This window comes from Pseudomonas sp. IT-P4 (assembly GCF_949767755.1).
In the GTDB taxonomy this organism is placed as follows: domain Bacteria; phylum Pseudomonadota; class Gammaproteobacteria; order Pseudomonadales; family Pseudomonadaceae; genus Aquipseudomonas; species Aquipseudomonas monachiensis.
Map to the genome: position 1 here is coordinate 478,748 of NZ_CATKPX010000023.1, position 13,107 is coordinate 491,854.

Annotated in this window: 12 protein-coding genes; 7 read left to right on the forward strand and 5 right to left on the reverse strand. The window is 61.6% G+C overall.

What is annotated here, in order from left to right:
• Positions 1-35: 35 nt before the first annotated feature.
• On the reverse strand, positions 36-950 hold the full coding sequence (locus tag ACM6IT_RS08790; protein ID WP_046039288.1) for a LysR substrate-binding domain-containing protein: 915 nt from the start codon (positions 948-950) through the stop codon (positions 36-38).
• A 131-nt stretch (positions 951-1,081) separates the two neighbouring features.
• On the opposite strand from ACM6IT_RS08790, the gene trhA reads away from it, so the two are divergent.
• Positions 1,082-1,699: a PAQR family membrane homeostasis protein TrhA gene (gene trhA, locus ACM6IT_RS08795; protein ID WP_007975433.1), complete on the forward strand. Its 618-nt coding sequence runs from the start codon at positions 1,082-1,084 to the stop codon at positions 1,697-1,699.
• On the opposite strand, the gene ACM6IT_RS08800 is transcribed toward trhA, so the two are convergent.
• Positions 1,696-2,613, reverse strand: coding sequence for a LysR family transcriptional regulator (locus tag ACM6IT_RS08800; protein WP_056726514.1), 918 nt, complete (start codon positions 2,611-2,613; stop codon positions 1,696-1,698). The two genes, trhA and ACM6IT_RS08800, sit on opposite strands and share 4 nt — an antisense overlap.
• A gap of 109 nt (positions 2,614-2,722) precedes the next feature.
• Between ACM6IT_RS08800 and ACM6IT_RS08805 the strand changes: the two genes are divergently transcribed.
• From ACM6IT_RS08805 to ACM6IT_RS08815, 3 genes are read left to right on the forward strand one after another with little or no spacing between them, the layout of a single operon-like run.
• Positions 2,723-3,964: a D-amino acid dehydrogenase gene (locus ACM6IT_RS08805; protein ID WP_414917819.1), complete on the forward strand. Its 1,242-nt coding sequence runs from the start codon at positions 2,723-2,725 to the stop codon at positions 3,962-3,964.
• 27 nt (positions 3,965-3,991) lie between these two features.
• Positions 3,992-4,342, forward strand: a complete 351-nt coding sequence (locus ACM6IT_RS08810) for a RidA family protein (RefSeq protein ID WP_007975437.1) — start codon at positions 3,992-3,994, stop codon at positions 4,340-4,342.
• 29 nt (positions 4,343-4,371) lie between these two features.
• Positions 4,372-5,274, forward strand: a complete 903-nt coding sequence (locus ACM6IT_RS08815) for a transporter substrate-binding domain-containing protein (RefSeq protein ID WP_414913455.1) — start codon at positions 4,372-4,374, stop codon at positions 5,272-5,274.
• Between the two features lie 81 nt (positions 5,275-5,355).
• Here the strand turns inward: ACM6IT_RS08815 and ACM6IT_RS08820 are convergent, their stop codons facing one another.
• Together ACM6IT_RS08820 and ACM6IT_RS08825 are read right to left on the reverse strand one after the other, a co-directional pair.
• Positions 5,356-6,075 carry a 16S rRNA (uracil(1498)-N(3))-methyltransferase gene (locus tag ACM6IT_RS08820; protein ID WP_056726517.1) on the reverse strand — a complete coding sequence of 240 codons (720 nt, stop codon included), beginning with the start codon at positions 6,073-6,075 and terminating at the stop codon, positions 5,356-5,358.
• Positions 6,076-6,232: 157 nt separating this feature from the next.
• Positions 6,233-7,639 (reverse strand): adenosylmethionine--8-amino-7-oxononanoate transaminase, encoded by a 1,407-nt coding sequence (locus ACM6IT_RS08825; protein WP_414917820.1) that lies wholly within the window; start codon positions 7,637-7,639, stop codon positions 6,233-6,235.
• 223 nt (positions 7,640-7,862) lie between these two features.
• Here ACM6IT_RS08825 and ACM6IT_RS08830 point away from each other — a divergent pair, with 223 nt between their 5' ends.
• The 3 genes from ACM6IT_RS08830 to ACM6IT_RS08840 all read left to right on the forward strand — a co-directional run bounded on the left by ACM6IT_RS08830 (position 7,863) and on the right by ACM6IT_RS08840 (position 11,050).
• On the forward strand, positions 7,863-9,614 hold the full coding sequence (locus tag ACM6IT_RS08830; protein ID WP_414913453.1) for a flavin monoamine oxidase family protein: 1,752 nt from the start codon (positions 7,863-7,865) through the stop codon (positions 9,612-9,614).
• Positions 9,615-9,878: 264 nt separating this feature from the next.
• Positions 9,879-10,430 carry a cytochrome b gene (locus ACM6IT_RS08835; protein WP_414913452.1) on the forward strand — a complete coding sequence of 184 codons (552 nt, stop codon included), beginning with the start codon at positions 9,879-9,881 and terminating at the stop codon, positions 10,428-10,430.
• Between the two features lie 32 nt (positions 10,431-10,462).
• On the forward strand, positions 10,463-11,050 hold the full coding sequence (locus ACM6IT_RS08840) for a YceI family protein (protein WP_015097179.1): 588 nt from the start codon (positions 10,463-10,465) through the stop codon (positions 11,048-11,050).
• Positions 11,051-11,196: 146 nt separating this feature from the next.
• Here the strand turns inward: ACM6IT_RS08840 and ACM6IT_RS08845 are convergent, their stop codons facing one another.
• A complete protein-coding gene (locus ACM6IT_RS08845) occupies positions 11,197-13,065 on the reverse strand; it encodes a DEAD/DEAH box helicase (protein ID WP_414917821.1) in 1,869 nt (622 codons plus the stop codon).
• Positions 13,066-13,107 lie beyond the last annotated feature (42 nt).

Sequence of the window (13,107 nt, forward strand, 5' to 3'; positions counted from 1 at the left end):
GAACGGGAGCAAGCTCCCTCGCCACAAGGGCTCCGTCAGACCTGCCGATTGGCATACATCCGACACTCCGCCAGCAACGCCAGCAGATTCGGATCACGCTCCTTGGCTTTCAGGAACACCACGCCAATGTGCTGCTGCAACCGGTACTTTTCCTGCAACGGGATCAGCTTCACCCGGTTCTCGTACACCGCCGCAATCCGCCCCGGCAGCAACGCATAACCCACACCTGAACTGACCATGCTCAGCAGGGTGAAGATGTCGTTGACCTGCATCGCCACCTTCGGCTCGAACCCTGCCTGCTCGAATACCCGCTTGCCGTCCTGATGGGTGGCGAAGCCTTGGGTCAGGGTGATGAAAGTTTCGTCGCGGACCTCGGCCAGGTCGACTTCGGTGCGCTGGGCAAACTTGGAATCGGCGGGTGTGGCGAGGAAAATATCGTCGGAAAACAGCGGGATCTGCTCGCAATCCGGATCGTTGACACTCTCGTCCAGGGACACCAGGGCCGCATCGACTTCCATGTTCTTGAGCTTGTAGAGCAGGTCGATGTTGGAACCCAGAATCAGGTCGATGTTGAGCTCGCTGCGACGGATCTTCAAACCCATGATCAGCTGTGGCACGGTCTTCACCGTCAGTGAGTACAGCGAGCCGAGTTTGAAACGCTCGGCCGAGAATCCGGCGGCTTCGCGGGTCAGGCGCACGCTTTCGACGACATCCTGAATCAGCTTCTGCGCTCGCTCTTCCAGCACATATGCGCTTTCCAGCGGCGTCAGGCTGCGGCCTTCGTGCTTGAACAAAGGACAGCGCAGGGCGCTTTCCAGGGAATGGATCGCCCGATGCACGCTGACGTTGCTGGTCTGCAACTCGGCCGCGGCCCGCGCCAGGTTGCCGGTGCGCATGAAGGCCAGGAACACCTCGAGTTTTTTAAGGGTCAACTCTTCATCGATCAGCATGGGGCGGACTCTTTTTGGAATGACTCGATTGTGCCCAATTACGCCGGGCCCGTCGTACAGAAACATTGCGCTTTTACGCTGCAAGCCTGAGCCTTGCGCTCTGCGGCAATGAAATTCGAGGTGAGCAACGTATGTATCACGGGGAAAGACTGAACGCCTGGACGCATCTGGCCGGGGCCGTGGCGGCGTTTATCGGCGGGGTTTGGCTGATTGTGCTGGCCAGTCTCGACGGCAGCCCGTGGAAGATCGTCAGCATGGCGATCTACGCCTTTACCTTACTGGTGCTCTACAGCGCATCGACCGTGTACCACAGCGTGCGCGGGCGCAAGAAAGCGATCATGCAGAAGGTCGATCACTTTTCGATCTACCTGTTGATCGCCGGCAGCTATACGCCGTTTTGCCTGGTGACCCTGCGCGGGCCGTGGGGCTGGACGTTGTTCGGGATTGTCTGGGGACTGGCACTGATCGGCATCCTGCAGGAGATCAAGCCACGTTCGGAAGCGCGGATTCTGTCGATCGTGATTTATGCGGTGATGGGCTGGATTGTGCTGGTGGCGGTCAAGCCGCTGCTCGCGGCGCTGGGCGGCGCCGGGTTTGCGTGGCTGGCATCAGGCGGGGTGCTGTACACCGTCGGGATTATCTTTTTTGCCCTCGATCATCGCCTGCGCCATGCCCACGGGATCTGGCATCTGTTCGTGATCGCCGGGAGCTTGCTGCACTTTGTGGCGATTTTCTTTTATGTCCTTTAAGGCTGTACCGGGACCAGGCGATCCAGCTGCTCCCGGGCTCGACGGCTGAATACCTGCAACAGATCGTTCAAGGTGTGGGGCGGCGGTTCGGCGGCGCGGGTCACTGCGTACAGGGTGATGGGTAACGGTGGTGCCAGGGGGCGGATCGTTGTGGTGGCGGGAGAGGCGCCAAGGGCGGTGAACGGATCGATCACCGCCAGGCCCGCGCCGGACTCCACCATCGCCCGTGCCAGTGAGTAGGTTTGTACGGCGATGCGTACCCTAGGCGGCGGTTCGACCGCTTCCAGGTAACTGTCGAGTCGCGCGGCCAGTGGATCGGCGCTGGATAAACCGATCAGCGGCGCATCCGCCAGCGCCAGCAGAGGCAACGGTTTACCCACCTCTTCCTGGGGCCAGTAACCAATCGGAGCCAGCGCCACCAGCACGCCGGACGCCAGCGCCTGGGCCTTGAGCCCCGGGTGATCCGGACGTTGCAGGGTCAGGGCGACATCCACTTCGCGCATCAACAGGTTCTGCACCAGTTCGCGACTGTGGGCGCTGGAGAGTTCGCAAGCGATGTCCGGGTAACGCCCGGTCCATTCGTGAATGGCCGGCGGCAGCAATGACAGGGCCAGCGCCGGGGTGGCACCGATGCGCAGGCTGTGGCCCGGTTCGCGGCGCAGGCTCTGCGCCAGGCGTCGCACGCCTTGCAGGCTTTCGCTGACCTTGTCCACTTCGCGCTCCAGTTCCAGCGCTTCCGGCGTCGCCTGCAACTTGCCGCGTACCCGCAGGAACAGCGGAAAACCCAATTGTTGCTCGGCGTGCTGCAACACCTTGCTCACCGCCGGTTGCGAGACGTGCAGCAATTGCGCGGCAGCGCTGATCGAACCGGTCTGGCGGATGGCCTGGAAAATCTCGATATGGCGAAGACGCATGGCAAGTCCATAACCTTTGTTTATGGGTTTGCCATCTTTATGCATTGTTCAGCGTCTGTCACCTGGCTCTAACCTTGGCCTCGTCTTCACAACAGTTTTAAGGACGGACATGGCTCAGCGTGTGTGCATCATCGGTGGCGGTGTGATTGGCCTGGCAACGGCCTACGCGCTGGTGCGCGACGGCTTTGAGGTGACGGTGGTCGAGGCCCGGGACTCGCTGGGCAGCGAAACCAGCTTCGCCAACGGCGGCCAGTTGTCCTATCGCTATGTCGCGCCCCTGGCCGACGCCGGTGTGCCATTGCAAGCCATCGGCTGGATGCTGCGCGGCGATTCACCGCTGAAGCTACGCCCGCGCTTCGACCTGGCCCAGTGGCGCTGGATGGCGTCGTTCCTCGGCGCTTGCCGTCGCTCGGTCAACCGCGAGAACGCCGCGCACTTGCTGCGCCTGGCGCTGTTCAGCCAGGACACATTGAAGTCTTGGCGCGAGGATGATGGATTGGCGGGATTTCAGTGGCGGCGCAACGGCAAACTGGTGACTTTCCGCCAGAGCAGCAGCTTCGAGCATGCGCGCCTGGGCCTGGCTGACCCGCAGCACCAGCAGGTGTTGTCGCCGGCCGAATGCGCGCACCTTGAACCGGCGCTGATCGATGCGCCCTTTGTCGGCGCGATCTACACCCCGGGCGAAGAGGTCGGCGACTGCCACGGTTTTTGCCAGCAACTGGCCGCCCGGCTGCAAGCGTCCGGCCGTTGCGAATTTCGTCTCGGACAAGCAGTGACCGGCATCCGCCACAGCAACGGCGGCGTCAACGCCATCGAACTGGGTGAGCTAGTGCTGTCGGTCGATCAACTGGTGATCGCCGCCGGTCACCGCAGTCCGCTGTTGGCGCTTCCCGGGCTGCAACTGCCGCTTTATCCGCTAAAGGGCTACAGCCTGACCGTGCCGATCGACGCCGGTCACCGGGCGCCGGACGTGAGCATCACTGACTACGACCGCAAGATCGTTTACGCCCGCATCGGCCAGCAATTGCGAGTGGCGGCGATGGTCGACATCGTCGGTTTCGACCCTGCCCTGGACCCCAAGCGCCTGGCGCTGATCAAGCGTCAGGCCCATGACACCTTTCCCAATGCCGGCGCCTATGACGAAGCCATTGAGTGGGCCGGCATGCGTCCGGCCACCCCCAGCGGCGTGCCGTTGCTGGGCGCGACGGCGTATCGCAACCTGTGGCTCAACCTCGGCCACGGCGCGCTGGGTTTCACCCTGGCCTGCGGCAGCGGGCACTTGCTCAGCGAGCTGATCGGCGAGCGCCGGCCGTCCATTGACCTTCAGGGTTTCAGCCACCGGGCCGCCTGAATACTGATTTTTGAAGAGGGCACTGCAATGACCATTACCCGACTGCACAGCAACCCGCGCCTGTCTGGCGCCGTGACCTTTGGCGACCTGGTGTTTCTCTCCGGGCAGGTGCCGGGCGATGCCCGGGATGCCAGCGGTCAGACCCGCGAAGTGCTGGCGAAAATCGATACCTTGCTGGCCGAGGCGGGCAGCGACAAGGATCATCTGCTCAGTGCGACCATTTACCTGAAGAACATCACCGAGGATTTTGCCGCGATGAACGAGGTCTGGTCGGCCTGGCTATCGCCGGGACAGGCACCGAGCCGCACCACCGTGCAGGCCGAGCTGGCCCGACCGCAGGTGCTGGTGGAAATCACCGTCATCGCTGCGCGCGTCTGATAAACCAACACCCACAACGGAGAATAACAATGCAAAAAATCACGTTGCTCGCTTGTACGCTTGGCCTGTTGCTCGGCAGTCAGGTCCGGGCCAATGAAGCACCGCTGACCGGCACCCTGAGCAAAATCGCCAGCGCCAACAGCATTACCCTGGGCTATCGCGATGCTTCGGTGCCGTTTTCCTACGTGGGTGATCACAGCGGCAAGCCGATGGGTTACTCGGTGGATCTGGCGGGCAAGATCGTCGAGCGCATCCAGCAGCAACTGGCGCTGCCGGACTTGAAGGTGAAGTACAACCTGGTGACCTCGCAGACCCGCATTCCACTGGTGCAGAACGGCACCGTGGACCTGGAGTGCGGCTCCACCGGCGTGACCGCCGAACGGCAGAAGCAGGTGGCGTTCTCCTATGGCTTCATCTACGTCAAAGGCCAGTTGCTGACCGCGAAGGACAGCGGGATCAAGAGCTTCGCCGATCTGCGTGGCAAGAACGTGGTGACCACCGCCGGTACTACCAACGAGCGCTTCCTGAAAAGCTACAACGTCGATCACAAAATCGACATGTTCGTGATCAGCGCCAAGGACCACGGCGAAGCCTTCCAGATGCTGCAGTCGGGCCGGGCGGCGGCGTTCTACATGGACGACGCGCTGCTCTATGGCGAGCGCGCCAAGGCCAATGACCCGCACAAGTGGGTGGTGGTCGGGGAGGAGCAATCTCGGGAGATCTACAGCTGCATGGTGCGCAAGGACGATCCGCAGTTCCTGGCGCTGGTCAACGGCGCGTTGGCGGATCTGTACAGCTCGGGCGAGATCAATGGCATCTACAAGCGCTGGTTCGAGCAGCCGATCCCGCCGAAGGGGTTGAACCTTGAGTTCCCGATGACCAGCGAACTCAAGGCAATCATTGCCAAACCGGTGAGTGATCCGGTGCAGTAAATGCAAAAGATCGCAGCCTGCGGCAGCTCCTGCAATTGGATGGCGTTCATCCTGTAGGAGCTGCCGCAGGCTGCGATCTTTTTAGAAATCACCCCAGAGTTGCTGGGCCACCGCCAGTGCAACAACCGGCGCGGTTTCGGTGCGCAGTACCCGTGGACCGAGGCGGGCGGCGTGGAAGCCGCTGGCCTTGGCCTGATCGACTTCGGCATCGGACAAGCCACCTTCCGGACCGATCAGGAATGCCAGACTTGAAGGTTTGGCATGGCTCACCATCGGCTCCGCCACCGGATGCAGCACCAGCTTCAATTCGGCTTCGGTCTGCTTCAACCAGTCAACCAGTAACAGCGGCGGATGAATCACCGGTACTCGCGAGCGTCCGCACTGTTCGCATGCGCTGATCGCCACCTGGCGCCAGTGCAGCAGGCGTTTGTCGGCGCGCTCGTCCTTGAGCCGGACTTCGCAGCGCTCGGTGAAGATCGGGGTGATTTCGGTGACGCCCAGCTCCGTGGCTTTCTGGATCGCCCAGTCCATGCGTTCGCCCCGGGACAGGCCCTGGCCGAGATGGATCTGCAGCGGCGATTCGATCTGCCCGGCGAAGCTTTCATCGATCTGTACCACGACACGCTTTTTGCCGACGTCGACCAGCCTGGCGCGAAACTCCTGGCCCGAACCGTCGAACAACTGCAACGCATCACCCTCGGCCATGCGCAGCACGCGGCTGATGTAATGGGCCTGGGCTTCGGGCAACTCGTGCTCGCCGATGCTCAGGGGGGCGTCGATAAAGAAGCGGGACAGTCTCATGCGGGGTCTCTGTAATTCATGTATAGGTCTTATGGGTGTCTTCGCGAGCAAGTCGGATCGCCGCACCGCCGCTCCCACAGGGGATTGCGGTCAACTGTGGGAGCGGGCTTGCTCGCGAAAGCTTCAGCCCTGACACCACAGAAACTCAGGAAACTAATCAGCCCGGATCACGGAACCCAGGATGGAAGTCTTTCGGCACCGCCACGCTGACGCTGTCACGGGTCGCAATGTCGATCCCTTCGCTGGCCACTTCGGCAAGGAAGTCGATCTGCTCCGGGGTAATCACATAGGGCGGCAGGAAATACACCACGCTACCCAGCGGGCGCAGTAAAGCACCGCGCTCCAGGGCATGCTGGAACACCTTCAGGCCGCGACGTTCCTGCCATGGGTAAGCTTCCTTGGTGGCCTTGTCCTTGACCATCTCGATGGCCAGCACCATGCCGGTCTGGCGCACTTCGGATACGTTCGGGTGATCGACCAGGTGCGCCGTCGACGAAGCCATGCGCTGGGCCAGGGCCTTGTTGTTCTCGATGACGTTGTCTTCTTCGAAAATATCCAGGGTCGCCAGGGCCGCCGCGCACGCCAGCGGGTTGCCGGTGTAGCTGTGGGAGTGCAGGAAGGCGCGCAGGGTCGGGTAGTCGTCGTAGAACGCGCTGTAGACGTCGTCTGTGGTCATGCATGCCGCCAGCGGCAGATAGCCGCCTGTCAGGGCCTTGGACAGGCACAGGAAATCAGGGCGGATGCCGGCCTGTTCGCAGGCGAACATCGTCCCGGTGCGGCCGAAGCCGACGGCGATTTCGTCGTGGATCAGGTGCACGCCGTAACGGTCGCAGGCCTCTCGCAGCAGCTTGAGGTACACCGGGTGGTACATGCGCATGCCACCGGCGCCCTGGATCAGCGGCTCGACGATCACCGCCGCGACCGTGTCGTGGTTTTCGGCCAGGGTCTGCTCCATGGCGGCGAACATGTTGCGCGAGTGTTCTTCCCAGCTCATGCCTTGGGGGCGCAGGTAGCAGTCCGGGCTCGGTACCTTGATGGTGTCCATCAACAGCGCTTTGTAGGTCTCGGTGAACAGCGGTACGTCGCCCACTGACATCGCCGCCATGGTTTCGCCGTGGTAGCTGTTGGTCAGTGTGACGAAGCGCTTCTTGTTCGGCTGGCCGCGATTGAGCCAGTAGTGAAAGCTCATTTTCAGTGCGACTTCGATGCAGGACGAGCCATTATCGGCGTAGAAGCACCGGGTCAGGCCTTCCGGTGTCATCTTCACCAGGCGCTCGGACAACTCGATCACCGGTTGATGGCTGAAGCCGGCAAGAATCACATGTTCGAGCTGGTCGACCTGGTTCTTGATGCGTTGGTTGATCCGCGGGTTGGCGTGGCCGAACACATTGACCCACCAGGAGCTGACCGCATCGAGGTAGCGCTTGCCTTCGAAGTCTTCCAGCCACACGCCTTCCCCGCGCTTGATCGGGATCAGCGGCAGTTGTTCGTGATCTTTCATCTGGGTGCAGGGATGCCACAGCACGGCGAGGTCGCGTTGCATCCACTGATTATTCAGGCCCATTTTCACTCTCCTGGAGGCGGTCCGTGACCAGCGCGGACAAACAATCGCGCAAGCCTATGCAATGCGTGCCACGGGGACAACCCATTGTGTCGAATGAGCTACTTTGTACAGGCCGATAGACGTTGCTGGCGGGCGTCTGAAGGCTGACGTATCCTTCGCCGTTCTTGAGCCGTCTGGCTCGCAAAAACTGCTGTTTTCCTCGTGTGATTCCGGAGTTCGCTGAATGTCTGTCGGTTGGCTGCGCGCCTGTGCGCTGGTGATGTTGGGGCTGTTCAGCGTGTCTGCGCTGGCCAAGGATAAAACCGCGATCGTGATCGGCGGCGGCCTGTCGGGCCTGACTGCCGCGTACGAACTGCAGAACAAGGGCTGGCAGGTCATCTTGCTGGAAGCCAAGTCGAGCCTGGGCGGTCGCTCGGGCATGGCCACCAGCGAGTGGATCGGCAACGACAAGGTCCAGCCGGTGCTGAACAAGTACGTCTCGACCTTCAAGCTGAGCACCACGCCGGCCCCTGAGTTCGTGCGGACCCCAGGCTACCTGATCGATGGCGAGTATTTCTCCGCCGCCGACCTGGCGACCAAACAGCCGGCCACCGCCGAGGCGCTCAAGCGCTTTGACAAGACCGTGGACGATCTGGCTCGCTCGATCGACGACCCGCAGAACCCGGCCGCCAACAATACGCTGTACGCGCTGGACCAGATCAACGTGTCGAACTGGCTCGACAAGCAGAACCTGCCGGCCACCGCCCGCCAGTTGATCAACCAGCAAATCCGTACCCGCTACGACGAACCTTCGCGCTTGTCGCTGCTGTACTTCGCGCAACAGAGCCGCGTCTATCGTGGCGTCTCCGATCGTGACCTGCGAGCTTCGCGCCTGGTCGGTGGCAGCCCGGTGCTGGCCCAGGCCTTCGTCAAGCAGCTGAAAACCATCAAGACCAGCTCCCCGGTCTCGTCGATCACCCAGGACAAGGACGGCGTGACCGTCAAAGTCGACAACGTCGGCTATCAGGCGGACTACGTGGTACTGGCCGTGCCACTGCGCGCCCTGAACAAGATCCAGATGACCCCGGCGCTTGACGCCCAGCACCTGGCGGCGATCAAGGGCACCAACTACGGTTGGCGCGACCAGATCATGCTCAAGTTCAAGACGCCGGTGTGGGAAAGCAAGGCGCGCATGTCCGGCGAGATCTACAGCAACGCCGGCCTGGGGATGTTGTGGGTCGAGCCTGCCATGAAGGGTGGCGCCAACGTGGTGATCAACCTGTCCGGCGACAACGCGCGGGTGATGCAGGCATTCGGCGACAAGCAGATGGTCGACCAGGTGTTGATCCGCCTGCACGCGTTCTATCCACAGGCGCGTGGTTCGTTCACCGGTTATGAAATCCGTCGCTACAGCACCGACCCGTCCACCGGCGGCGCCTACCTGGCCTTCGGTCCGGGCCAGATCAGCAAGTTCTGGCGCCTGTGGGAGCGCCCGATTCAGCGCGTAGCCTTCGCTGGTGAACACACCGATACCCTGTACCCGGGCACCCTGGAAGGCGCGCTGCGTACCGGTCAGCGTGCAGCCAGTCAGGTTGAAGACCTGGCGGCGGGCAAGTCGTTCGAACCGGCGAAAGTGGGTCCGGCTGCCGCAGCGGCGGGCGCTGGTGCGGTGGTGGCGAAGAAAGGCAATTTCTTCAGCAACCTGTTCGGCGGCTCCGACGACGAGAAGAAGCCGGAGCCGGTCAAGGCGCCAGAGCCGGTAGCGCCGGCAACTCCGGCACCTGCTCCGGTACCGGTTGTTGCACCGGCTCCGGTCGAAGCACCGAAGCCAGTAACCCCGGCAAAAGCCGAGCCGGTCAAAAAGGCTCCGGCGAAACCGGCTGCCAAGACCGAGGCGAAAAAAGCCCCGGCCAAGGCACCGGTAAAGAAGGCCGAGCCAGTGAAGAAGCCAGTGGCTAAACCCGCGGCGACTCCGACAACGGATGCCAAGGCGTAGTCAGCCCTGGGATAAAAAAACGCGGCGCAAATGCCGCGTTTTTTTATGCCCGGAGAAATCTGGGCACACAATCGAATAAACCTTTGGCAGGAAGTGTTATTGAGTTGGGCTACATTTTTGTACACACATTGGCCTTTAATCTTTTCTTAACTCATCTGTTTCAGACTCTTGATCGTATTTCTCGATATTTCAAAGCAAAATTTTCCGCTTTAATTCGATAGATAACTCGATAGTCTTGGGCCAGCACTTACAGGGATCTAGGCAATGCAGCTACGTAACTCTACCTCCCGCTACGGCTGGGTCAGCATCGTCATTCACTGGGTGGTGGCACTGGCGGTCTTCGGTCTGTTCGCGCTTGGGCTGTGGATGGTCGGGCTCGATTACTACAGCACCTGGCGCAAAGACGCGCCGGACCTGCACAAGAGCATCGGCCTGGTGTTGCTGGGTGTGATGCTGCTGCGGGTGCTTTGGCGCTTCATCAGCCCGCCGCCACCGACCTTGTCCAGCTACAGCCGCATGACGCGCCTCGGCGCCAGGTTCGGCCATGGATTTCTCTATCTCAGTCTGTTTGCCGTGTTGATTGCCGGTTACCTGATTTCCACCGCAGAAGGTGTCGGTATCCCGGTATTTGGCTTGTTTGAAGTCCCGGCGCTGATATCCGGACTGCCGGACCAGGCAGATACCGCTGGCGTGATTCACCTCTATCTGGCGTGGGTGCTGGTAATTTTTTCCGGCCTCCATGCGTTGGCAGCATTGAAGCACCACTTTATCGACCGTGATGTGACCCTCAAGCGAATGCTGGGTCGCAAAGCCTGAAGTTCAACCTCGACTCCAAAGGAAAACAAAGCATGTTGAAAAAGACTCTGGCCGCCCTGGCAATCGGTTCGGCCCTGTTGTCCGCCGGTAACGTAATGGCCGCTGACTATGTGGTCGACAAAGAAGGCCAGCACGCCTTCGTTGACTTCAAGATCAGCCACCTGGGCTACAGCTTCATCACCGGTACTTTCAAGGACATCGACGGCAAGTTCAGCTTCGACGCTGCCAAGCCTGAAGACAGCAAGATCGAGTTCAACGTGAACACCGCCAGTGTGTTCACCAACAACGCCGAGCGTGACAAGCACATTGCCAGCAAAGACTTCCTGAACGCCAGCAAAGCCACGTTTGTGTCCACCAGCGTCAAACCCACCGGCAAAAACGCCGCTGGCAAGGACACTGCTGACGTGGCTGGTGACCTGACGATCCTCGGTGTAACCAAGCCAATCGTGGTCAAGGCCACGTTCCTGGGCGAAGGCAAGGATCCATGGGGCGGCTACCGTGCAGGCTTTGAGGGTACTTTCAGCCTCAAGCGTTCCGATTTCGGCAAGCAGAAAGACCTGGGCCCATCGTCCGATGCGGTTGAGATGTACGTGACCTTTGAAGGTGTAAAAGCGAAGTAATGCTGAGACCGTAGGAGCTGGCGCAGGCTGCGATCTTTTCAGAATCAAAAGATCGCAGGCTTCGCCAGCTCCTGCAAAAGCAATTCGCGGCACAAACAAAAATGCCCTGATCGCGAGATCAGGGCATTTTTTATTTCAGCGATAACTCAGCGATTGCGGGTCAGCAACGCTGGTTTTTCACCACGAGGACGGCTTGGCAGTTGATCCAGCTGCTCAGGTGTCGGGAAGCGGTCAGCCTTCGACTCCTTGTGCATGATCTTCGGCGCGGGACCGCGCGGGTTCTGTACGGCAGGCTCCGAACGCGGCTGGTCGTCACGGGCCGGGCGGCGATTGCGCGAGTCTTCGCGGCGAGCCTGGCCGTCGCGCGGTGCGCCACTGCGAGGACCGCTACGCTTGGCCGGTGGGGTGCCAGTGCTGGCGCCATCGCTGTTGCGTGGACCGTTCTGGCGACCTTGTGGCTTGCCGGAACGTGGAGCGCCCGAACCTGCCGCGGTGCCCTGTGCCGGAGCGCCCGGACGGCGACCACGGCCTTGAGCCGGCTTTTGCTGTGGCACGTAGTCGACGCGGTTACCGAAGTTATCCACATCGTCGTCCAGGAACTCGTCCGGGGCACGGTCAACGGCGGCACGAGGAGGCTGCGACGGACGCTGTTCGCGAGCCGGAGTGCCTTCACGTGGTTTTTGCTGACGGGCCGGGCGCTCACCGCGTTCGCCGGCCGGTTTTTCCTTGCCCTTGTCCTTGCCTTTGTCCTTGCGACCACCGCCGCCACCGCTGCCATTCGGACCGTCGCCGCGCGGGCCACGTGGATTGCGTGGGTTACGCATGTCCGGACGCTCGCGCACTTCAGGCTTTTCCGCCTCGATGGTGCTGGCATCGAAGCCCATCAGGTCGCCGTCGGCGATTTTCTGCCTGGTCATGCGTTCGATGCTTTTCAGCAGTTTTTCTTCGTCCGGGGCTACCAGCGAAATCGCCTCGCCCGAACGGCCGGCACGGCCGGTACGACCGATACGGTGCACGTAGTCTTCATCGACGTTCGGCAGCTCGAAGTTGACCACGTGTGGCAACTGGTCGATGTCCAGGCCGCGAGCGGCGATGTCGGTGGCGACCAGGATGCGCACGGTGCCGGCCTTGAAGTCGGCCAGGGCTTTGGTGCGGGCGTTCTGGCTCTTGTTGCCGTGGATCGCGACGGCGCTCAGGCCGTGCTTGTCCAGGTACTCGGCCAGGCGGTTGGCGCCGTGCTTGGTGCGGGTGAACACCAACACTTGTTCCCAGGCGCCAGCGGTGATCAGGTGCGCCAGCAGCGAACGCTTGTGGCTGGCCGGCAGGCGGAACACGCGCTGTTCGATGCGCTCGACCGTGGTGTTCGGCGGCGTGACTTCGATGCGTTCCGGATTGTGCAGCAGCTTGCCGGCGAGGTCGGTGATGTCCTTGGAGAAGGTCGCCGAGAACAGCAGGTTCTGGCGTTTGGCCGGCAGACGGGCCAGGACCTTCTTCACGTCATGGACGAAGCCCATGTCGAGCATGCGGTCGGCTTCGTCCAGCACGAGGATTTCCACGTGGGACAGATCGACGCTGCCTTGGCCGGCGAGGTCGAGCAGGCGGCCAGGGCAGGCCACCAGCACGTCTACGCCACGGGACATGGCCTGAACCTGCGGGTTCATGCCGACACCGCCGAAGATGCAGGCGCTGACGAACTTCAGGTCACGGGCATAGACCTTGAAGCTTTCATGCACTTGGGCTGCGAGTTCGCGAGTCGGGGTCAGGACCAGTACGCGCGGTTGGCGCGGGCCGTGACGCTGGGATTTGTCCGGGTGACCGTTGGGGAACAACCGCTCCAGAATCGGAAGGGCGAAACCGCCGGTTTTACCAGTACCTGTCTGTGCCGCGACCATCAGGTCGCGACCTTGCAACACGGCGGGAATGGCCCGCTGTTGCACCGGAGTAGGCTCGGTATAGCCCGCTGCCTCGATGGCGCGGACTAAAGCCTCGGAGAGACCGAGGGAAGCAAAGGACATGAGTAATCCTGTTCTAGTTAGGGCTTGGCCCAATGGGAGTCT